Here is a 19,196-nt window from a genome sequence, read left to right as displayed (position 1 = left end):
GACCATCCATGCTCAACGGCAAGCAGATCGTCCTCGGCGTCACCGGCGGCATCGCCGTCTACAAGGCGGTGGAGCTCGTGCGACTCCTGACCAAGGCGGGGGCCGACGTCCACGTCATCATGACCCGCTCGGCCATGGAATTCGTGGGGCCCCTCACCTTCCAGACCCTCACCGCGAACCCGGTCCACACGGAGATATTCAATCTCATCGCCGAGCGGGAGATCGGCCATATCGCCCTGGCCGACCGGGCCGATCTCTTCATCATCGCCCCGGCCACGGCCAACGTCATCGGCAAGATCGCGGGTGGCATCGCCGACGACATGCTCACCACCACCGTCATGGCCACCAGGGCGCCGGTCCTCATCGCCCCGGCCATGAACGTGAATATGTGCACCAATCCCATCTACCGTGAAAACGAGGAGAAGCTCCGTCGCCACGGCTACCGCTTCGTGGCTCCGGTGAAGGGGATGCTCGCCTGTGGCTGGGAGGGGGAGGGGAAGCTCCAGGACCCGGCCATCATCATGGAGGAGGCGGTCCGCGCCCTTACGCGGCAGGACCTGGCAGGTGAGCGGGTTCTCGTGACCGCAGGGCCGACCCTTGAGGAGATCGACCCGGTCCGCTTCATCAGCAACCACTCGTCGGGAAAGATGGGATACTCCATTGCCCGGGCTGCCCGTCGCCGCGGGGCCGAGGTGGTCCTCGTGGCCGGCCCCACCTGCCTCGACGACCCCTGGGGGATCGAGACGGTCCATGTCTGCTCCGCCGCCGAGATGCGCGACGCGGTCATGGAGCGGGTCGCGGCGAGCACCGTCATCGTCAAGGCGGCGGCCGTGGCTGACTACCGCCCCAAGAGTCGGGCCACAGGGAAGATCAAGAAGTCAGCCGATGCCCTGGTGCTGGAACTGGAGAAAAACCCCGACATCCTGGCGGAAGTGGGGCGGATGAAAGGGGATCGGGTTCTGGTGGGATTTGCCGCCGAAACCAACGATTTGGTGGAGAATGCCCGGAAGAAGCTGACCGGCAAGAACCTGGACCTGGTGGTGGCCAACGACATCGGCCAGGCAGGGGCCGGCTTCAACGTGGATACCAACATCGCCAAGCTCCTCCACCGGGATGGCCGTGTCGAGGAACTCCCCCTCATGGGGAAGGATGAGATGGCGACGATCATCCTCGACCGGGCGGCCGGGCTGCGGAAGCAGGGAATGAGAGGAGAAGAGTAGGGGAGATTCAGGAGTCAGTGGTCAGGAGCCAGGAGTCAGAAGAACGCGAAAGCCGTCTATTTCTTCGGATGGTGCCTTTCTTCTGTATTCTGATTATCCTTTAGACAGGATCTGGAGGAGCTTTTCCGGCTCCCAGATGGCCTCCCGAAGCCGCTGCCGCATGGTGTCCACCTGGGCAACGGCATCCTCCTTGGTGATCTTGCCGGCGTTGTAGAGGAGCCGGAGGTTTTTCCTGACCGCCTCGGCGGTGGCCAGTGCCCGCTCCCCCGTGGGGTCGGCCTGGAAGTAGCGGGACTCCTCCAGCCGATTCATGAAGTCGAATACCGCCTCCTCGGCCAAGTCCAGGTACTCGCTCCGGTCGTCCTCTTCCAGGGTGTACCGTGAGGTGTCGGAGAGGGTCTTGAGCACCTGCTGCCACTTCTCCAGGCGGCTCACCAGGAGGATTGAGTTGAAGATCCGCTTGTTGGTGCCGAAGGAGAAGATGGTGTCCGAGAGGACGTTCCGCAGCAGGGCGTCATTGGCCTTGTAGTTCTCCGTGGCCACCTTCTTCCCCGTCTCCCAGATCTCCTGGTCCACATAGGTCTCCAGACGCATCTCCCAGTAGGCGTGCTTCAGGGTGAGGGTGGAGAAGCTCTCCATGGTTTTGGCGGGGACGTAGTAGTTGTGGGCCACGGTGTCGGCGGCCAGATGCGACAGATAGCCGTAGGCGCAGGCCTTCTGGGGCGGGTTCCAGGCGTACTCCAGCACCTTCATCCCGATCCGCCAGCGGTGGCAGTGCTGGAGGTAGTGGGTGAACTTCTTGCCGAGGGTTATGTCCGCGGCGATGCAGCCGTAGAGGAAATCGTGGGGAAATTCGCCCACCACGGTCGCCACCGCCGGGCTCACTGCCTGGAGGTTGTTGATGACGGCGGTGCCGATCTGGAGGTGGACGCCGGCGCCCCAGGCGAAGGCGTTGACAGGTACCAAAAGTATGATGAGCAGAAGAGCCAGCAGGATGAACATGGGAATCATGGTATGAAACCATCGGAAAAATGTAAAGGATTTTGCCGCCATGGGAACTGAGGGGGGACGGGATACGATCGCTTCGCTCAGGCGCTACCTGGAGGAGTTAAAGGAGACCGGTGTGGACGAGCTTCCCCGGGCAGCGGTGCTGCAGGAAGAGAAGCCGGTTCAGCAGACGGAGGCAACCAGCTCCGTGGATTCATCCGCTCCGCTGATGCCCGTTGCCGAACCGCAAGCGGCGACCGTTGGCGAGACCCTGGACGACATCCGCCGCGACCTGGGGGAGTGCGTTCGCTGCCAGTTGGGAGCCCAGCGCACAAACCTCGTCTTCGGCGTGGGGAATCCCCGGGCCCGGCTCGTTTTCATCGGCGAGGCGCCGGGGCGGGACGAGGATCTCAAGGGAGAGCCCTTCGTGGGGGAGGCGGGGCAGCTTCTCACGAAGATCATCCAGGCCATGGGGTTCTCCCGGGACGAAGTCTACATCTGCAATGTCCTCAAGTGCCGTCCGCCGGGGAACCGCAACCCCCACCACGACGAAATCGTCCAGTGCGCTCCCTTCATGCTCCGGCAGGTGCGGGCCATCGGCCCCGAGGCCGTCGTGGCCCTGGGCACCTTCGCGGCCCAGACCCTCCTGGCCACCAAGGAGCCGATCTCCGCTCTCCGGGGGCGCTTCCACGACTACCATGGCATCCCCCTCATGCCCACATTCCATCCGGCGTTCCTCGTGCGCTATCCGGAACGCAAGCGAGAGGTGTGGGATGACATGAAGCAGGTCATGACGCTCCTGGGGAAGGAAATGCCGGCCAAGAAGGGATAGGGTGCAGGAACGATGGCAAAAGGGTACCAGGCAAACAGGGAACGGCAGGAGCAGATAGGCGCGCTGGGGAAAGCCCTGGCCAAACGGGCAGGGTTTGCCTGCGAGTGGTGCGAGGGAAAGGGCGACCTGCGCCCCTGGGACTACCGCCCCGATGAAGAGCCGTCAGAGGAAACCCTGGCCCTTCTCTGCGGCCGCTGCCGCGAGATGGCCGAGGGGCGCCGGGGAGACCTCCACGAACTGCGCGAGATCCGCAATGCCCTCTGGAGCCCGGTCCCGGCCGTGGCAGAGGGGGCTGCCCAGGTGCTGGCAAAGAGCAAGGAAGCCTGGATCCGGGAGGCCATCGAGGAGAGCTTCATCGACGAGACCGTGAAGGCCGAACTGCTCAAGTAAGGCCTAACGGAGAGAGGAAAGAGCATGTACGAGCATCTCTACGACGAGCCCATGGGAGAGGATGTGGCGCTCCCCTTCGAGCTTCCCGAGTGGATCGCCTGCGCCCCCTTCGAGGAATACTTGGGGATGACCATCGAGGAGGCCGAGGGGGGGAAGGCGCGCCTCACCATGCCGTTCCAGGTGAAGCATGCCCAGGGAAAGGGGCTCATGCACGGCGGCGCCGTCACCGCCCTGGCCGATACGGCCGTGGCCATGGCCATCAAGAGTATGCTCCCCGAAGGGAGCCACTTCGTGACCATGGAACTCAACCTGAAATTCCATGCTCCCATCCATGGGGGGATGGTCACGGCGAAAGCCGAAGCGCTCAGGGAAGACGAGCGGACCATCAAGGGGGTGGCGGAGGTCTTTGACGAAAAAGGGGTAAAGGCCGCCACGTTTACCGCGATTTTTAGAATAAAACGGAAGTGATTGCTGTTGCCCTCCTGATAGTCACCGGTGGGATGGCTTTATAGGGTACCTTTTTTGCAAAGTCTTTGAAATCTGATCAAAGACGAGGTGGTACCCATGGTTACCCGCCTGCTTGCCCCATTTTCTTCTCCTGTTTCCCCCATTCCCTTCTTCTTTGCTCAATCTCAGAAAACCTTTCCGCAATCCTTCAGTAGGCTCCTTTCAGCGGAACGGCGTGCAGCAATACATTTCTCGCCTATGTCTCAACGAAAGTGACAATTCATGTCAAAGATCCAATAGCTTCCTGTTTACATGTTTGAAGGCTGTGTCCTTGTCGTTCCGGTTGAGGCGTTCGATGTATATGGAATTCCCGAAATCATCGCAAAGGAGGGGGTATGGTAAAGAAAATATTTAAGCTGGTACTGGCCATTATTGTTCTAATGTTTCTGGTCAGTGTGGCAAACGGATACCGAACCAAAAAGAACCTGGTTCGCTACTGCCATGAGACGGTGGCCGGCACTTCGCTGGCTATCGCCAAAGAAAAGGCGCTGCAAAGTGGTTTCCGCTTTTCAGACCAATCTTCCCGCACCAAGGCCCTGGTCACGGCCAGCGGCGTCTTGGGGCGGTATGTCTGTGAAATCGAGCACGACGGGGAACAGGTGGTGAAAGCCTCACTGCTCTTCAAGGATTAGAGACAGATGTTGGATGGTAAGCGGTGAATTTGGTCAAGAAACTATCAGGCAAACCGATAAGAGATACAGGACGTTGTGGAGTGTCTGTCCCATAATGAGGGAGAGGAACGTGGGGCCTGCCGGTGTCGAATCCGGCAGGGAGTGCGGGGGAATTATGGACAACATGGGGGAGGTGCGGCCATGAACAAAAAAATTGCCCGGATCGGGAAAAAGGCGGGACTGGGAGATGGCGAGGTCAGGAACTTTGTCAGGATCGGTGTTTCGGGACTTATTGCCGTGGCCCTGTCCATATTCACCGGTTCGGCCCAGGCAGGGGGTGCTGACAAGGAGCCCCTCACCCCACCGTTCGATTTAAAGCCCCAGGCCAAGGAGCCGCTGCCGGAGAAGTGCCGCCTCAAGCCGGACGGCGGTCCCTGCAAGGCCCTGTTCTGGAAATACTATTTCGACCCGAAGACCAATGAGTGCAAGGAGTTCGTCTACGGGGGCTGCGAAGGGGTGGTTCCCTTCGAAACCAAGGAGGAGTGCGCACAGAAGTGCCTAGAGCAGCAGGCGGAGCCGGTGATTCCCGATGAGGACTGCGGCGGCCCGTTCCCCGGCTATCCCTGCGGCACCAAGTACTACACCGTTAGCGTCCGGGATTTCCGGCACCTCTCCCGCTGAACGGGGCATGTGGTGAGCGGCGCCTATACCCTCGAATGCGCGGTCTGGGAGTTTACCCTAGCCTGCAACCTGAACTGCATCCACTGCGGGTCGAGCGCGGGGAGCAGGAGAACCGACGAGCTGACGACAGCAGAGGCCGTGGCCCTGTGCCATAACCTCAAACGGGCCGGCTGTCTCGGCGTTGCCCTCATGGGGGGAGAGCCGCTCCTGAGGAAGGATTTCTGGCAGATCGCCGGCCTCATCAGGAAGCTCGGCATGGAACTCTCCGTCATAACCAACGGGACGATCCATGACCCCGAGACCTTCGCGCGGCTCAGGGAATTGGACCCCCGGGCCGTTGCCGTGAGCCTTGACGCCGCAACCCCCGCCGTCCACGACCATATCCGGGGGCGGAGCGGCGCCTTCCGGGAGACCTGGGATTTCATCCGGGCGGCAGGGGAGGCGGGGCTGCCGGTGAGTGTCATCACCACGGTCCACGCGATGAACCTGACGGAGCTTACCGCCATGCGGGAGCAGTTGCTGGGAAAAAATATCGCGTGGCAGATCCAGGTGGCCGGGGCCGAGGGAAGGAGGTTCCCCCGGGAACTGCTCCTGGACGAGGAAGAGTTCTATTCCGTGGGGCTCTTCATCGCCTCCACCAGGAAAACGTACCCAATCCACGCGATGCCGGTCATCGGCGCCCACGACATGGGCTACCACTCCCTGATGCTGGACAACATCTCGTTGACCGGCCAATGGACGGGGTGCCAGGCCGGGGTGTCGGTCATCGGCATCCAGAGCAACGGCAACATCAAGGGGTGCCTCTCCATGGACGACAGCACCATTGCCGGCAATGTGCGAGAGACATCGGTCCGCGATCTCTGGCACAGCGCCGGGGCCTTTCCCTATTCGCGGGGCTTTACCGCCGACGACGCCGGGGAGAACTGCCGCGCCTGTCCGCACCTGGCAACCTGCAAGGGGGGGTGCAACGAGATGTCCCTCATGAAGACCGGGGAATTCCACAACGACCCCTACTGCTTTCACCGGATCGAACAGCGGATTTTCCACAAGGAGCTGCGGAACCCCTGGTACCGGCTTCTGTTGAATGCGCGCAGGAGGCTTGCGGTCCTCGGCGCCCAGGGGGATGAAAAAAGTCTGAGGAATTCGTTTCTCGGCCATCGGTAATCACGATGAAACTAAACATCGGCTGCGGCTATACCTACCTGAAGGGGTACCTCAATGTCGACGCCAGTGGCGATTCCCTGGCGGATGCCATCATGGAGGCCCATGACCTGTGTCTCGACTCAGCCTCCGTCGATGAAATAACGGCCTCCCAGCTCGTGGAGCACCTCGGTTTTTTCAAGGGGAAGTATTTCCTTGCCGAGTGCTTCCGGGTGCTGCGGCCGGGGGGGACGCTCCTCCTTGAAACGCCGCACCTGGAGCGCTCCTTCGAGATTTTCCTGGCCGGAGACCGGACAGCCCGGGAGGACGCCCTGACATGGCTTTACGGCGCCGAGACCACGAACATGCAGCATCGGTTCTGCTTCCCCCTGGAGCTGCTGCAGGATCTGGTTGCCGAGGCCGGGTTCGCCCTCGTGCACCACGAATCCTTCCTCTACCAGGATAACCGGCCCTCCCTGCGGCTGATCCTGCGGAAACCGGCCAACCGGGAGCAGCATGAGTTCATGGCCGAACTGAGGAAACGGCTCGTGATGCAGGAAATCCCGTCTTTTGAGGATGAGCTTGCCATGGCCGGGCAGGAGGAGCTGCTGACGTGCCTTTCCGATGCCTTCAGGCGGGACGCCGCCGAGACCATGGGGCTTGCCGTGTACAGCGCGGAGATCGTCCGCGAGTTTTTCGCCCTGAAGGACGGGGTCGATGCCGATGCCGGAAAATGCCAGGCCATTGCGGCCCGTCTGGCGGAGAGCCGGTTCCAGGAGGCTCTTCTGGCCATGCTGAAGTCCCACCCGGCGGGGGGCGGCCGACAGAAAGATGCCTATCGGGGAACCCTGCGGGAGGGAATCGCAATCATCTCGGGATTACTTGCGGGAATAAACGTGAGACTGGCGAGGGCCGATGGGGAGCCGGTGCCGGTGTTCTCCGTACCGCTCCTGAAGTCTTTGGCGGACAAGTTGTTTGCCCGGGGCCTCAAGGAATTCCATCGGGCGGAGTACGGGGAGGCCCTCGCCAGCTTTGGGGAATCGGTACGCATCTTCCGGGACAATCCCTTCCCCTGGTGGAACAGTGCGCGGATTCTCGGCCTGCGCCGCGGCGCCGAGGGTGCGCGGCTCAATTATGAGATGGCCCTGGCGGCCCTTGACGCCTCCCCCAGCGAGGTGAAACACGCGCACCAGGAAGCACTGATGGCTGAAATGAACGGCATTCACCCACGGGAACCTGTTGCTGCCATGGGAAAGGAAAGATCAGCATGACTATTCGGATGAATGGCCCCCTTCTGCTCGCAACGCTGCTCATGGCGACCCCGGCCTTTGCCGCCGATGAAAGCGGCGATCTTCTGGAGCAGTTCCTCGGCAGGAAGTACGAGCCGGTCGTGAAGCCCCTGGAGATTCCGGAAGGGACGCCCCCCTCGGAAGCACTCCTCCTCTACCTCAACCGGGGATGCGGCGATGCCGGCGCCATCGGGGAATTCCTTGCCAAGGGGGCCGATGCGAACTACGCGGACAAGGAGTACCGCATCACGCCCCTCCACAATGTGGCCCATTACGGCCATGCCGAGGCGGCGCGGATTCTGCTCGCTGCCGGGGCCCGGGTGAATGCCGTCAACGGCGAGGGGAATACCCCCCTGTACGCCGCCGTTCACGAGGGGCACGACGACGTTGCCCGGATTCTTCTCGATGCCGGTGCCGATGTGGCCATCGCCAACGTCTACCGGTATACCCCCCTGCGGGAGGCCTGTCGGAGGGGCAACACCGGGATGGTGCGCCTGCTGCTGGCAAAGGGGGCCGATCTGAACGTTACGGACGACAAGGGATACACACCGCTCCATGCCGCCGTTTCCGTGGCGGCGCGGGAGGCCGCGACCATCCTCCTCGACGCCGGCGCGGACATCAATGTCGCCGGCCGATACGGCGACACACCGCTCCACTACGCCGTCGGCTTTGGTGATGATGAACTCGTCAGGCTGTTCCTCGCCCGGGGGGCCGACACGTCCATCAGAAACGACAAGGGGCTGACCCCCCTGGGGCTGGCGGAGGAGCGCGGCTTCGAATCGATTGTGAATCTGCTCAAAGGGTGGGGGAAAAACACGATATGAGAGGCATCGGCAGCCCGACGAAACGACGCAACCCGCAGGCCATGCGAGGAAAATTCCAGGAGTTCCTTCCGGTCTTCGAGCAGGTGACGAAGAGGTTTTACGCCAGGCGCTAGGCGCATCGACGCCCGAAAAAAATGGTTGAGGGGGACCATCCCATGGCTTTGAAATCATCGTTTTCCACCAACATGCGCGGGCAGGGGCTTGCGCTCCTGCTTGCATGCCAGCTTTGCGCCGTTGCCGCGTACACCTCCGAAGCCTCTGCCGGCGCCTTTGACCAGTTGCAGTCCATGACCGGAGGATCGGGTTATATCCCCCCCGTAAGCGGTCCGGAGTGCGTCAGCGGCTGTGGAGGGTCCGACTCCCAAGGGGGGGGTGACAGCGACAATTATGAAGGGAGAAGGGGCATTTGGGGGGCGATCGACCGCTGGCAGGAACAGCGGGAGGAGGCGCAGCGGCAGGAAGCCCAGAGACAACAGCAGGAGGAGCGGCAGAAAAAGCAGGAGGCCTTCAACCTCAACGAGCAGGGGAACCGCGCCTTCGAGAAAAGCGATTGGGCGACGGCCGTGGATCTTTACCGGAGCGCCGTGAGCAAGTCCCCCAACGATAAGGTTATCCAGGAAAACCTCCGTCGTGCCGAGCGGGAGCTGCAGCGCCTGGAAGAGCTCCGCAGGGAACAGTCGGAGTACCGCAAGCGGATGGGACAGCTCGTAACGGTTATGCCCGCCGCAAAGCCCCTGAGCAAGACGGTGAAGGCCCCGCAGCCGGTCGTCCCGCTCCCCGGCTTCTCCCAGGATCAGTGGAAAGAGTATCTCGCGGCCCAGGACACGGTAGCCAGGCTTTATGCCCAGCTCAACCGGGACGGGGTCCTTTCCGATGCCGATGCCGCCACCTTCTATTCGGCCTTGCGCAAGCGCAACGAGCTGTGGACTATGGCCGCGGGTCAACCCCTCGCCGACGACGAGCGGGATACACTCCGGCTCCCGCTCCCCCGCATAGTGAGCAAGACTCTCCTGAGCTCCGTCATGGGGATGGTCCAGCAGGGGGGCTCGTCCGGCACCTCTCCCTCCCCGGCCATCAAATCCCCTGACCGCCGGCTCGCTTCCGCCTCAAATCCGCAATCTTCGGCCAATGATTCGATTTCCACTGCATTCGCCGCGGATTTCTTCGCCGACAAGATTACTGGAGTCCTTGAATCGGAGACCGGCGACGCCATCGAAAAGGTCCACGGCGAGAAATTCAAGGGAAATTACGAAAAGATGCTCGCCGTGGGGCGCATCGCGGTCGCGGCACTGGAGGGCGGTGCCCCGGCAGCAGGTGCCGAGACGGTGGATTTCCTCATTTCCAAGATACCCGAACCGGTGGGGCCCCACGCGGGGTTTGCCGTGGAAGGGGGGCGGATGTACTCGAAGGTCGCCTACCAGGCCCTTAACCGGTTCATGGTGGATGCCGCGGAGGCGACCGGCACCAGCTTCGATTCCGAGGCCTTCTGGAAGCGCTTCAACGATGAACTGACCGCATCTCAAAAGGGGGTGAAGGCATGGATCGAGTTTGGCGAATAACCGTGCGTAAGGCTCTGCTCCCGGCCCTTGCGGCGCAGTTTCTGCTCTTTTTCCTGACCATGCCGGGCCTGGCTGCCGGCAAAAAGGCACCCAAACCACCGCCGGCCCCGGTCAAGCCCACCACGGCAACGGCTCCCGCCATTGCCGTGAAGGAACCCGAACGTCGCCCCTTTAAGGAGGCCACCTTCCTGCTCCCCAAAGGCGCAAAGGTTGAGCCGCGCTGGGTGCTTCCCCCCACCGAAAAGACCAGGAACGACGCCATCTTCAGCGTGAATGCGACGGGTTCGCCCGTCCTGGCGGTCAGCGGCGATTCTGGTACGTATCACCTGCTTTATCCCGACAAAAACTACCTGGTGGCCGTGAAAGCCGCGATCTCGGGGATTACCCACCTCTCCAGCGGCGCGCTCCTGCTGTCGGCCGGCAACGATCTGCTTCTCCCCGCCGAGCCCAAGGGGAAAACCTTCGACAAGAAGGGGGTCCCTTACGCCGCCCTGCAGCCCCTGACGAAAATTCCCCTGCACACGATCGAGGTTCTGGCAAGCGCCGGCAACACCGTCTACTGCGCCGGCGTCGATGCCCGGAGCGGCCGCCACGCCCTCTACCTTCTCCGCTCCCTCAAGGGGGGAGGCATCCTCGATATGGAGCTGGCCTATGAGTCGACCGAGGCCATCACTGCCGTCACCGGCGACGCCGAAGCCCTCTATGTAGCCAAGGGTCGCGCGGTCGTCAGGTACTCCGTCAAGGACGGTGCCGAGGAGCCTTTCTACACCCACCCTTCGTCCTCGGTGACGGGGTTGGCCAATACCCCGGCCGGGCTTGTGGTCAGCACCGGCAAGGAGATCGTCCTCGCCGGCCGGACCGGAGCCATGGAGATCATGCGCTCATCGGGACACCGGATAGCCATGGCCGGCGATACCCTCTACGTGCTCTTCAACACCTCCCTTGGGGTGCTAGCCATCGACAACCTGGCTGACCTCAAGCGCTTCAACCTGTCAGTGAGGCCGGTGGCCCCCGGCGAGGCGGCGCCCCCCCTCGCAATCAGCAGCGTCCGCTTCTACGAGAGCGACTCCCTCGACAATACCCAGGGATTCGCCGAAAGTTTCGACCGCAAGGGGGCCCGGCGGATTGTCGCCCGGATCGAATTCGACCAGGCCTCTCTGGCCAGAAGCCGGGGGGACCATGTGGTCACGGTTTCCTGGCACGAGCCGAACGGCGGCATGCTGAAAAGTGCCAATCATCAGGTGACAAAGCAGTCCGGTGGCCAGCTCTTTGTCACTCTCGGCGGAAAGACCGAACGTGGATATTCTCCTCCCCATTGGACCAGAAATGGATCGGCATTTATCAGATATACCGATGAACTGGCGAACAAATATCCCGGCCGCTATCGAATGCTGGTACAGGTGGACGGCATTGCCGCCGGTGAATGGTCCTTTACCCTCACCGGTCAGATCACCCCCGGCGAAGCCATCGCCCAGGACGACCTGGCTGCCCTCAAAACAATGCTCGACCAGGGTCTCAGTGCCGGTCGCAAATCGGATGAGGGCGAGCCGCTCATTACCACGGCGGTGAGATTCGGGACCGTTCGGACGATGCAGCTGCTGCTGGAGCGGGGCGCCGACCCCAATGCCACCGACAAGGAGGGGTACTCGCCCCTGGCAAGGGCCGAGTATGCCGGCGACTGGATGACCAAGGCCGAACTGCTGGTGCGTCACGGCGCCAATGTCAACGCCCCGAGATTTGCGGGCGGCCCACCGCTGGTGGCCGGCTATTCAGCCGACTTTACTGCGTTTCTGCTGAAAAAAGGGGCCAATCACCGGTACGAAACCAGTTATGGTACGCAGAGCATTTTCAGCCAGGGGATGAACACCTGCACCGATGAAATCCTGACACTCCTCGTTCAGCGGGGGGCGGATCTGAACGAGACCATCGGACCCTCCAATTACTCCCCCCTTGGCAGAGCCATCTATTACCACGCTGACGAACGCTGTATGCAGCTGCTTCTGGACAAAGGGGCATCAACCGCCATCGCGCAGCGGGAGCCGAATCGCCCCCCACGTTCCGCGCTCTATGTGGCGTTGAGTACCCTCGACCGGTCGGAGCCCAAGGACAAGACCGCACTGCGTCGCATCGTTCGCCTGCTGCTGCAGAAAGGGGCCACTTTCAGGCCGGGGAAGAAGCTGGCGACATCGGCATTCTTCGATATCCCGAGGGATGATTACATGCGGCAACAGGATGAGATCAGGTCCATCAATGCGGGCGATGGTCGACTCATGTTTGTGGGCGAGGGACCGACCTTTTTCGAACCGGTGGATATGATCAGAACCCTGGAACAGGACGACGCGGCCCTGGAAGGGGCCACCGAGTCAAAAGACCCGGCAATACGGGAACTGGCCCTCGTCACCCATCTGAGCAGGGTCCGGGAACTGACGGCCAGGGCTCGGGATCAATACGACATGAAGTACAGGGTGCATGAGCACTGCGAAAAGGCGTTCAAGCTGTCCGAGGCCGGCTACCGCCCAGCCCAGGTGGATGTCGTCCCGGAACCGCCGGGAGGGCAGGGGAAGCCGCAGATGGGACTGAAACTGCTGAAACGGGCTGAGGGAGGCGCCTACGTCCAGGGGGTGTTACCTGGCGGCCCCGCCGAGCGTGCCGGGCTGAAGGCCGGCGACATCATCCTGGCCCTCGATACCCAGAAGATGAAGGATGCCGACGAGGTTATCGCTGTGGCAGCCAAGCTGACACCGGGCATGCCGGTGCGGGTGACCTTCCTGCGCGACGAGCCGATGGGGCTGCCGGACCTGCAACTTACCTGCGGGTTGGTGGAGACGGAATACAAGGAGCTCTGGGGATACGCCGAGATGAACCTTTCCCGCTGGCTGGCCGCGCATCCCGACGATGCCGCCTCCGATGAGGTACGCACGAAGCTCAAGGAACTGGCGGCGGGGGGACGGAAGTAGTTTCGGAGGCGATGAACGATTCACACTGCCCGCATGGCTGGAGGTGGAGCATGGGAGAGATACGGCGTCAGGCCAGGGCGGAACTGAGACAGCTGCCGCTGATGCTCGGCAAGCTGGCGGGGGGGATCGCGGCGGTCATCGGGTTTACGGCAGCGGTGGCGATCGCCACCCGGAGGCCCGGCTGGTCGGTGGGGGACATTCTCCCGGCGCTTCTGGCGGGGTGCGCGGGGGTGGCCGTTTTTGCCCTGTCGGCCCGGGCGCTGCGAAGACGCCTGTCGGACCAGTTAGCAGGGGAGCCCCTTCCCGCTGCCGGTGCCCGCACGAGCCTCCTGTCATGGGGGGTGCTGCTGCTCTTTGCGGGAATGTTTCTGGCGTGGGCCTGGTTCATGACCAGATGAGGAGGAGAATCATGACGTGTCCAAGATCACTGCCCATGGCGGTCGAAGGCGGTTATCGCTGGGAGTTGCATTGTTCACGGGATACCTGATTTGAACCGACGGGATTTCTTGAAATGCTGCCTTCGGGGCATTATTATCGCCGGCCTTGGCAAGGGGTTCCACAACACCACAAGCGGACAGGTGGAACTCGTGCGGATGCCGGTGACGATCAGGAACCTGCCCGCCTCCCTGCGGGGGCTGAAGATTGGCCTGCTGACGGATCTCCACGCCTCCTTCATCGTGTCCGGCGAGACGATCCGGACCGCCGGCCGGCTGCTCATGGCGGAGAATCCCGACCTGATAGTCATGGCCGGGGACTACATCTCAGGCTCCACCAGGTTCCTGTCAGGGAGCATCGGGGAGTTTAAGCACGAGCATCTTTCTCGGTGCGTCGACGCGCTTGCAAACCTGAAGGCGTCCCTGGGGATTTACGGCGTCCTGGGGAATCACGATTTCTGGAGTGGGCACGAGTCGGTCAAGGCAATTTGTGAGGCGTTCACGCGGCAGATAGGAATGGTTTGGCTCAGAAACCGCAGCGTCGAACTCCATAAGGGAGGAAGTTCGTTTCATTTGCTCGGGGTTGATGACTACTGGGAGGAGAGCTGTTCGCTCACCGGGGCCTGCAGGGGGCTTGCCGCGGATTCGGTCAGGATACTTCTCAGCCACAACCCGGACATCAATGACGATATCGCGCTGTCGCGTCAACGGATCGATCTGGTGCTGTCAGGCCATACCCATGGCGGACAGGTTGTCATGCCGCTTCTGGGGCAGCCGGTCATGCCGTCGAAGTTCGGCCAGAAGTACCGTGCCGGGCTGGTGCGCGACGGCGACCGGCAGACATACATATCCCGCGGAGTCGGGTGCCTGCTCGCGCCGATAAGGCTGAACTGTCCGCCCGAGGCAACGGTGCTGACGCTTACTTGATTTTGCTGCCGGTTATTTCCCCCCCTCAATGGCACTCCATGGGACACTTTCCATGGAGGCGTTTTTGTGGCAAGCTGCCTGAGCAACTATCTTGATTCGGTAGCGACCTTACAATCTGCCCAGTGGAGTTGTTTCGATGAAAATAGCAATTGTCGGCGCCGGGGCCTTGGGGCTTTACTATGGCGCACTGCTGCAGCGGAGCGGCGAGGATGTCCATTTCCTCCTTCGCCGCGATTACGAGGCCATCACCAGGAACGGCCTGAAGGTCTTTTCCATCAACGGCGATTTCATGCTTCCCCAGGTCAAGGGATACCGGTCTCCCGGGGAGATCGGCACCGTGGATCTGGTGCTGGTGGGGCTGAAGACCTTTGCCAACGACCGGCTTGAAGAACTGATCCGGCCGCTGGTGGGGGAGGGGACGCAGATACTGACGCTCCAGAACGGCCTGGGGAACGAGGAGGAGTTGGCCTCCCTGTTCGGCGCCGAGCGGATCATCGGCGGCGTGGCCTTTCTCTGCTCCAACCGTGGCGAGCCGGGAGAGGTGCACCACCTGGGGGCGGGGCGGATCATCCTGGGAGAATTTCTCCCCCGCGACAGGGAGCGGATCGAGCAGTTGTCCGCCATGTTCGTCAAGGCAGGCGTTGATTGCCGGACAACCGATGACCTGAAGCGGGCCCGGTGGGAGAAGCTGGTCTGGAACATCCCGTTCAACGGCCTGTGCGCCCTGCTGCAGCAGCCGGTGAACCTGATTTTGGCGCGGGATGCGAGCCGCAAGCTGGTGCGCGGGATCATGCTTGAAGTGATCGCCGCCGCCAACGCCCAGGGGCTTGCCACTCCCCTTGCAGAAGAATACGCCGACGGCATGCTGGAATTCACCGACGCCATGGGAGAGTACCGCCCCTCCATGCAGATCGACCGCGAAGAGGGGCGATCCCTGGAGATTGCCGCCATATTCAGGACGCCCCTGGCCTACGGCGCCCGGCAGGGAATCGCCATGCCTCGTGTTGAAATGCTGGCGACGCTGCTGGAACAGGCCACAGGCTGAACCGACGGCGCGGTGGCCGGCAAAGGCCCGTCAGAAAAGTCTGACGGGCTTTTTGCATGGCGGTACCCATGGATTGTCAGGTCGGTTGTATGTGCTACATTAAAAGCTGGCAATTTTGCAGTGATGTCATTCAAACAGGGGGAACTCATGGGGTGGTACGCGAATCTGAAGATCGGGAACAAGCTGCTCCTCGGCTATGGAACGGTCATTGCGTTCAGCTGCCTGACCGGTTATTTCGGCGTCACCGGACTGGCGGAAATCAAGTCGCACATGGATGTCATGCACGATCACCTGATTCCGAGCATAGAAACGGCGGCAATGATTGAGCGCCACCACCAGCAGCATCGACGAACTCTTTTGAACTATCTGATGGAGAGACCGCAGCGCCGCAAGGATCTGGAGACAATACTCCATCATGAAGAGGTAGAAATACAGGAGTCACTGGAGAAGTTTTCCACTACTGCGATTCATCCCGTGGAGCACAGAGCCATAGGTGAAGTCGCCACGGCCTCGAAGGAGTATCTGGACGGTGCGGCCAGACTGAAAGCCGCTGTCGATGGGGGTGCCGACCACGAGACGCTGGTTGACGATAATGCACGTCTGAGAGGGCTTTTCACGAACGTCGAAACCCGGACGAAACAGCTTGTGCAGCACATAGTCGAAGAAGGGCACCAGCATCTGGAACAGGGGAATACCAGCTACTCCTCTATCCGCACATGGCTTATAACACTCCTTCTCGGCGCCATTGCCATTGCCCTGGCCATGGCGTTCTTCATCACCCGGAGTGTCGCCAGTCCCATTCGGGTGGTCCTCGATGCGGTGCGCCGGATGGAGGAGTCCGGCGTGGCAAAGGCCCGACTGGCGGAGGCCATCGCTGCCGGCGACCTGAGTCAGGATGTGACGGTGTCTGAACGCCTTCAGGTAGATCCAGAGACCACAGCCAGGGACGAGGGGGGGATGCTGCTCAGGGCGGTGGCCGGCATGAGCGGCATTCAGGCATCCCTTGACGCCGCATTTTCACGGATGACGGACTCTTTGCGCCGGAACCGGCAGGAGGAGCAGGCACGGGACTGGCTGAAAAGCGGCACAAACGAGCTCAGCGCCTTGCTGCGGGGAGACCGGCGGCTGGAGGAAATGGTTGAAAAGAGCCTCTCCTTCCTCTGCGAATACCTGGGCGCCGGCGTCGGTGCCCTCTATCTGTACAACGACAGAACCCGTGATCTGGAGATTGCCGCCACCTACGCCCTTGCCCGCCGAGAGGATCTGAAGAAGCGGTTTGGCCTCGGGGAGGGCTTGGTGGGGGAAGCGGCCAGGGAGAGAAAGATCATCCGCCTCACCGATGTCCCCCCCGGCTATCTCCCCATACGTTCGGCCATCGGCGAGGCGACGCCCCTCAACATCGCCGCGGTGCCGCTGCTCCACGACAACCTTCTCGTGGGGGTTGTGGAACTAGGCTCCTTCAGGGACTTTACGGAGCGGGAGCTGGAGTTCCTCCTGCATGCACAGGAGGGGCTTTCCATCGGGATCAGCGTCAATCGTTCGAGGAAGCTTGTGGATGAGCTGCTCGAGCAGACCCAGGCCCAGACCGAGGAGCTGCGGGTCCAGCAGGAAGAGCTGCAGCAGACCAACGAGGAGCTTGAGGAGCGGGCCCAGATGCTGGAGCAGCAGAGGGAGCAGATCCGCGCCAAGAACCGGGAGGTGGAGGAGACGAGCCGGGCGCTGCAGCTGAAGGCCGGGGAGCTTGAGCGGATCAGTACCTACAAGTCCGAATTTATGGCCAACATGTCCCACGAGCTGAGGACTCCCCTCAACAGCCTGTTGATTCTTTCATCCCTGCTGAAGGAAAACCGGGAGAATAATCTGACCGAGAAACAGGTGGAGTATGCCGCTACCATAAACAGCTCTGGCAATGACCTTCTCACCCTCATCAACGATATCCTCGATCTCTCGAAGATCGAGTCGGGAAAGCTGGAGTTCAATTATGAAGGGATGACGGTTCGCGCCCTTTTCGAGCAGCTTCGCACGATGTTCATTCCCGTCGCGGAGCAGCGGGGACTGGGCTTCGACACGACCATCGAGGAGGGGGTTCCGGAAGAGATAAGCACCGATGGCCAGCGGACGCAGCAGATACTGAAGAATCTCATCTCCAACGCCTGCAAGTTCACCCGGGAGGGGAGGGTGGCCGTCAGGGCGTATGTGCCGAATTCAGAAGAAAATCCCCTGCCGGTCCCTGCCATTGCCATTCAGGTTTCCGACACGGGAATCGGCATTCCCGCCGGTAAGCATGATCTTGTATTCCAGGCGTTCCAGCAGGCGGACGGAACGACGAGCCGGAAGTTCGGCGGAACCGGACTGGGGCTTTCCATTTCGCGGCAGTTGGCGCGGGGGCTCCATGGCGACGTCCTTCTTGAAAGCGAAGAGGGGAAAGGGAGTTCCTTCACCCTGTATCTCCCGCTGGATCATGCTGCCCATGGTGCCGGGAGCCATTCGGCCGAGGCCGTGCCCCTGTTGCCTCCCGTTGAGAAACCATCGGAGAAGAAGCCCTCCGGAAAGGAGGCGGATGTTCAACTCCCGGCGCCGGTTCTGGCGGACGACCGCGAACAGCTTAAGCCCGGGGAGAGAAGTATCCTGATCATCGAGGACGATCTCTCCTTTGCCTCCATCCTCATGGATATGGTGCACGACCACGATTTTTCCGCCATCGTTGCCGGAAGCGGGGAAAGCGGGATAACCCTCGCCCACCATTACCTGCCGAGCGCGATTATTCTCGATGTGATGCTTCCCCATATCGATGGCTGGGGGGTCATGCGGAGTCTCAAGGACAGCCTGAAAACCCGGCACATACCGGTGCATTTCATCACCTGCCTGGAAGACCGCCAGAAGGCGCTGACCATGGGCGCCATAGGATTTGTGACCAAGCCGGTGAACAGTAAGCAGCTTGACGAGGTGTTCACGACCATCGAGCATTCCCTGGCAAAGAGCGTCAAGAAACTCCTGATCGTCGAAGACGACCGGAACGAGGCAAAGAGCATGGAGGCGCTGCTGGGAGAGCGGGATGTGGCCATTACCATCGCCGGGACCGGCCGCGAAGCCATGGGACTTCTTGCCGCCGAGCGCTTCGATTGCATCGTGCTCGACCTGGGCCTTTCCGACATGTCCGGATTCGAGGTGCTGGAGAAGATCCAGTCCTTCGATGAAAACCGGCGCATTCCGGTGATAATCCATTCCGGCCGTGACCTTTCCCGGGAAGACGAGCAGCGGCTCCGCCACTATGCCGAGAGCATCATCATCAAGGGAGCCAAGAGCCCCGAGCGGCTCCTTAACGAGGTCTCGCTCTTTCTGCATCTGGTGGAAAGCGGCATGGAACCCGAGAAGAAGAGGATGATCCGCGCGGCCCTCGACAGCGAGGCGATGCTTGAAGGGAAAAAGGTTCTGATCGTGGATGACGATATGCGCAACATCTTCTCCCTCTCCAGTATCCTGTCGGAGAAGAAGATGATCGTCCTTGAGGCGGAAAACGGCAGGGAGGCCCTGGAGCGTCTCACCCATGAACCCGGCATCGACGTGGTACTCATGGATATCATGATGCCGGAGATGGACGGCTTTGCGGCGACCCGCGCCATACGGAAGGACCCGCGGTTCGCCCGGCTCCCCATCATCGCCCTCACGGCCAAGGCCATGAAGGGGGACCGGGACGAGTGCCTCAAGGCTGGGGCCAGCGATTACATTCAAAAGCCGGTGGACGTGGACAAGCTGTTCTCGCTGCTGCGGGTATGGCTCTACGGGAGCTGAC

The 19,196-nt window shown here is 61.6% G+C and carries 16 protein-coding genes; 15 read left to right on the top strand and 1 reads right to left on the bottom strand.

Annotation, left to right across the window (positions count from 1 at the left end):
* Window positions 1–8 precede the first annotated feature (8 nt).
* The gene (coaBC, locus tag KI811_RS02035) at window positions 9–1,220 is read left to right on the top strand and encodes a bifunctional phosphopantothenoylcysteine decarboxylase/phosphopantothenate--cysteine ligase CoaBC (RefSeq protein WP_214184820.1); all 1,212 of its coding nucleotides are present in this window, start codon (window positions 9–11) and stop codon (window positions 1,218–1,220) included.
* Between the two features lie 93 nt (window positions 1,221–1,313).
* Here the strand turns inward: coaBC and KI811_RS02030 are convergent, their stop codons facing one another.
* Window positions 1,314–2,231: a zinc dependent phospholipase C family protein gene (locus KI811_RS02030; protein ID WP_214184819.1), complete on the bottom strand. Its 918-nt coding sequence runs from the start codon at window positions 2,229–2,231 to the stop codon at window positions 1,314–1,316.
* A gap of 40 nt (window positions 2,232–2,271) precedes the next feature.
* Between KI811_RS02030 and KI811_RS02025 the strand changes: the two genes are divergently transcribed.
* The 14 genes from KI811_RS02025 (at window position 2,272) to KI811_RS01960 (ending at window position 19,195) form a co-directional block, all read left to right on the top strand.
* Window positions 2,272–3,039 (top strand): uracil-DNA glycosylase, encoded by a 768-nt coding sequence (locus KI811_RS02025; RefSeq protein ID WP_214184818.1) that lies wholly within the window; start codon window positions 2,272–2,274, stop codon window positions 3,037–3,039.
* Window positions 3,040–3,051: 12 nt separating this feature from the next.
* Window positions 3,052–3,429, top strand: a complete 378-nt coding sequence (locus tag KI811_RS02020) for a hypothetical protein (RefSeq protein ID WP_214184817.1) — start codon at window positions 3,052–3,054, stop codon at window positions 3,427–3,429.
* 24 nt (window positions 3,430–3,453) lie between these two features.
* A complete protein-coding gene (locus tag KI811_RS02015) occupies window positions 3,454–3,897 on the top strand; it encodes a PaaI family thioesterase (protein ID WP_214184816.1) in 444 nt (147 codons plus the stop codon).
* A 374-nt stretch (window positions 3,898–4,271) separates the two neighbouring features.
* Entirely contained in the window at window positions 4,272–4,568 is a 297-nt protein-coding gene (locus KI811_RS02010; RefSeq protein ID WP_214184815.1) for a hypothetical protein, read from the top strand.
* Between the two features lie 180 nt (window positions 4,569–4,748).
* Complete coding sequence (locus KI811_RS02005) at window positions 4,749–5,228, top strand: BPTI/Kunitz domain-containing protein (protein ID WP_214184814.1); 480 nt, start codon at window positions 4,749–4,751, stop codon at window positions 5,226–5,228.
* A 12-nt stretch (window positions 5,229–5,240) separates the two neighbouring features.
* Complete coding sequence (locus tag KI811_RS18855; RefSeq protein ID WP_214184813.1) at window positions 5,241–6,392, top strand: radical SAM/SPASM domain-containing protein; 1,152 nt, start codon at window positions 5,241–5,243, stop codon at window positions 6,390–6,392.
* Between the two features lie 5 nt (window positions 6,393–6,397).
* Window positions 6,398–7,639, top strand: coding sequence for a class I SAM-dependent methyltransferase (locus tag KI811_RS01995; RefSeq protein WP_214184812.1), 1,242 nt, complete (start codon window positions 6,398–6,400; stop codon window positions 7,637–7,639).
* Complete coding sequence (locus KI811_RS01990) at window positions 7,636–8,481, top strand: ankyrin repeat domain-containing protein (RefSeq protein WP_214184811.1); 846 nt, start codon at window positions 7,636–7,638, stop codon at window positions 8,479–8,481. Before KI811_RS01995 ends, KI811_RS01990 begins: the two co-directional genes overlap by 4 nt.
* A 155-nt stretch (window positions 8,482–8,636) precedes the next feature.
* Entirely contained in the window at window positions 8,637–10,040 is a 1,404-nt protein-coding gene (locus KI811_RS01985) for a hypothetical protein (protein WP_214184810.1), read from the top strand.
* Window positions 10,019–12,997: a PDZ domain-containing protein gene (locus KI811_RS01980; RefSeq protein ID WP_214184809.1), complete on the top strand. Its 2,979-nt coding sequence runs from the start codon at window positions 10,019–10,021 to the stop codon at window positions 12,995–12,997. Before KI811_RS01985 ends, KI811_RS01980 begins: the two co-directional genes overlap by 22 nt.
* A 50-nt stretch (window positions 12,998–13,047) precedes the next feature.
* Window positions 13,048–13,395 (top strand): hypothetical protein, encoded by a 348-nt coding sequence (locus KI811_RS01975; RefSeq protein WP_214184808.1) that lies wholly within the window; start codon window positions 13,048–13,050, stop codon window positions 13,393–13,395.
* A 108-nt stretch (window positions 13,396–13,503) separates the two neighbouring features.
* Window positions 13,504–14,358 (top strand): metallophosphoesterase, encoded by an 855-nt coding sequence (locus KI811_RS01970; protein WP_246551223.1) that lies wholly within the window; start codon window positions 13,504–13,506, stop codon window positions 14,356–14,358.
* Window positions 14,359–14,494: 136 nt separating this feature from the next.
* Window positions 14,495–15,403 (top strand): putative 2-dehydropantoate 2-reductase, encoded by a 909-nt coding sequence (locus KI811_RS01965; protein WP_214184806.1) that lies wholly within the window; start codon window positions 14,495–14,497, stop codon window positions 15,401–15,403.
* 147 nt (window positions 15,404–15,550) lie between these two features.
* On the top strand, window positions 15,551–19,195 hold the full coding sequence (locus tag KI811_RS01960; RefSeq protein ID WP_214184805.1) for a response regulator: 3,645 nt from the start codon (window positions 15,551–15,553) through the stop codon (window positions 19,193–19,195).
* Window position 19,196 lies beyond the last annotated feature (1 nt).

This window comes from Geobacter hydrogenophilus, assembly GCF_018501225.1.
In the GTDB taxonomy this organism is placed as follows: domain Bacteria; phylum Desulfobacterota; class Desulfuromonadia; order Geobacterales; family Geobacteraceae; genus Geobacter; species Geobacter hydrogenophilus.
This window is presented reverse-complemented; position numbering and strand designations above follow the sequence as displayed.

Excerpts from the sequence above, each read along its gene's own strand:
- coaBC (WP_214184820.1), top strand. The coding sequence starts at position 9 with ATGCTCAACGGCAAGCAGATCGTCCTCGGCGTCACCGGCGGCATCGCC.
- KI811_RS02030 (WP_214184819.1), bottom strand. The coding sequence starts at position 2,231 with ATGATTCCCATGTTCATCCTGCTGGCTCTTCTGCTCATCATACTTTTG.
- KI811_RS02025 (WP_214184818.1), top strand. The coding sequence starts at position 2,272 with ATGGGAACTGAGGGGGGACGGGATACGATCGCTTCGCTCAGGCGCTAC.
- KI811_RS02020 (WP_214184817.1), top strand. The coding sequence starts at position 3,052 with ATGGCAAAAGGGTACCAGGCAAACAGGGAACGGCAGGAGCAGATAGGC.
- KI811_RS02015 (WP_214184816.1), top strand. The coding sequence starts at position 3,454 with ATGTACGAGCATCTCTACGACGAGCCCATGGGAGAGGATGTGGCGCTC.
- KI811_RS02010 (WP_214184815.1), top strand. The coding sequence starts at position 4,272 with ATGGTAAAGAAAATATTTAAGCTGGTACTGGCCATTATTGTTCTAATG.
- KI811_RS02005 (WP_214184814.1), top strand. The coding sequence starts at position 4,749 with ATGAACAAAAAAATTGCCCGGATCGGGAAAAAGGCGGGACTGGGAGAT.
- KI811_RS01995 (WP_214184812.1), top strand. The coding sequence starts at position 6,398 with ATGAAACTAAACATCGGCTGCGGCTATACCTACCTGAAGGGGTACCTC.
- KI811_RS01990 (WP_214184811.1), top strand. The coding sequence starts at position 7,636 with ATGACTATTCGGATGAATGGCCCCCTTCTGCTCGCAACGCTGCTCATG.
- KI811_RS01985 (WP_214184810.1), top strand. The coding sequence starts at position 8,637 with ATGGCTTTGAAATCATCGTTTTCCACCAACATGCGCGGGCAGGGGCTT.
- KI811_RS01980 (WP_214184809.1), top strand. The coding sequence starts at position 10,019 with ATGGATCGAGTTTGGCGAATAACCGTGCGTAAGGCTCTGCTCCCGGCC.
- KI811_RS01975 (WP_214184808.1), top strand. The coding sequence starts at position 13,048 with ATGGGAGAGATACGGCGTCAGGCCAGGGCGGAACTGAGACAGCTGCCG.
- KI811_RS01965 (WP_214184806.1), top strand. The coding sequence starts at position 14,495 with ATGAAAATAGCAATTGTCGGCGCCGGGGCCTTGGGGCTTTACTATGGC.
- KI811_RS01960 (WP_214184805.1), top strand. The coding sequence starts at position 15,551 with ATGGGGTGGTACGCGAATCTGAAGATCGGGAACAAGCTGCTCCTCGGC.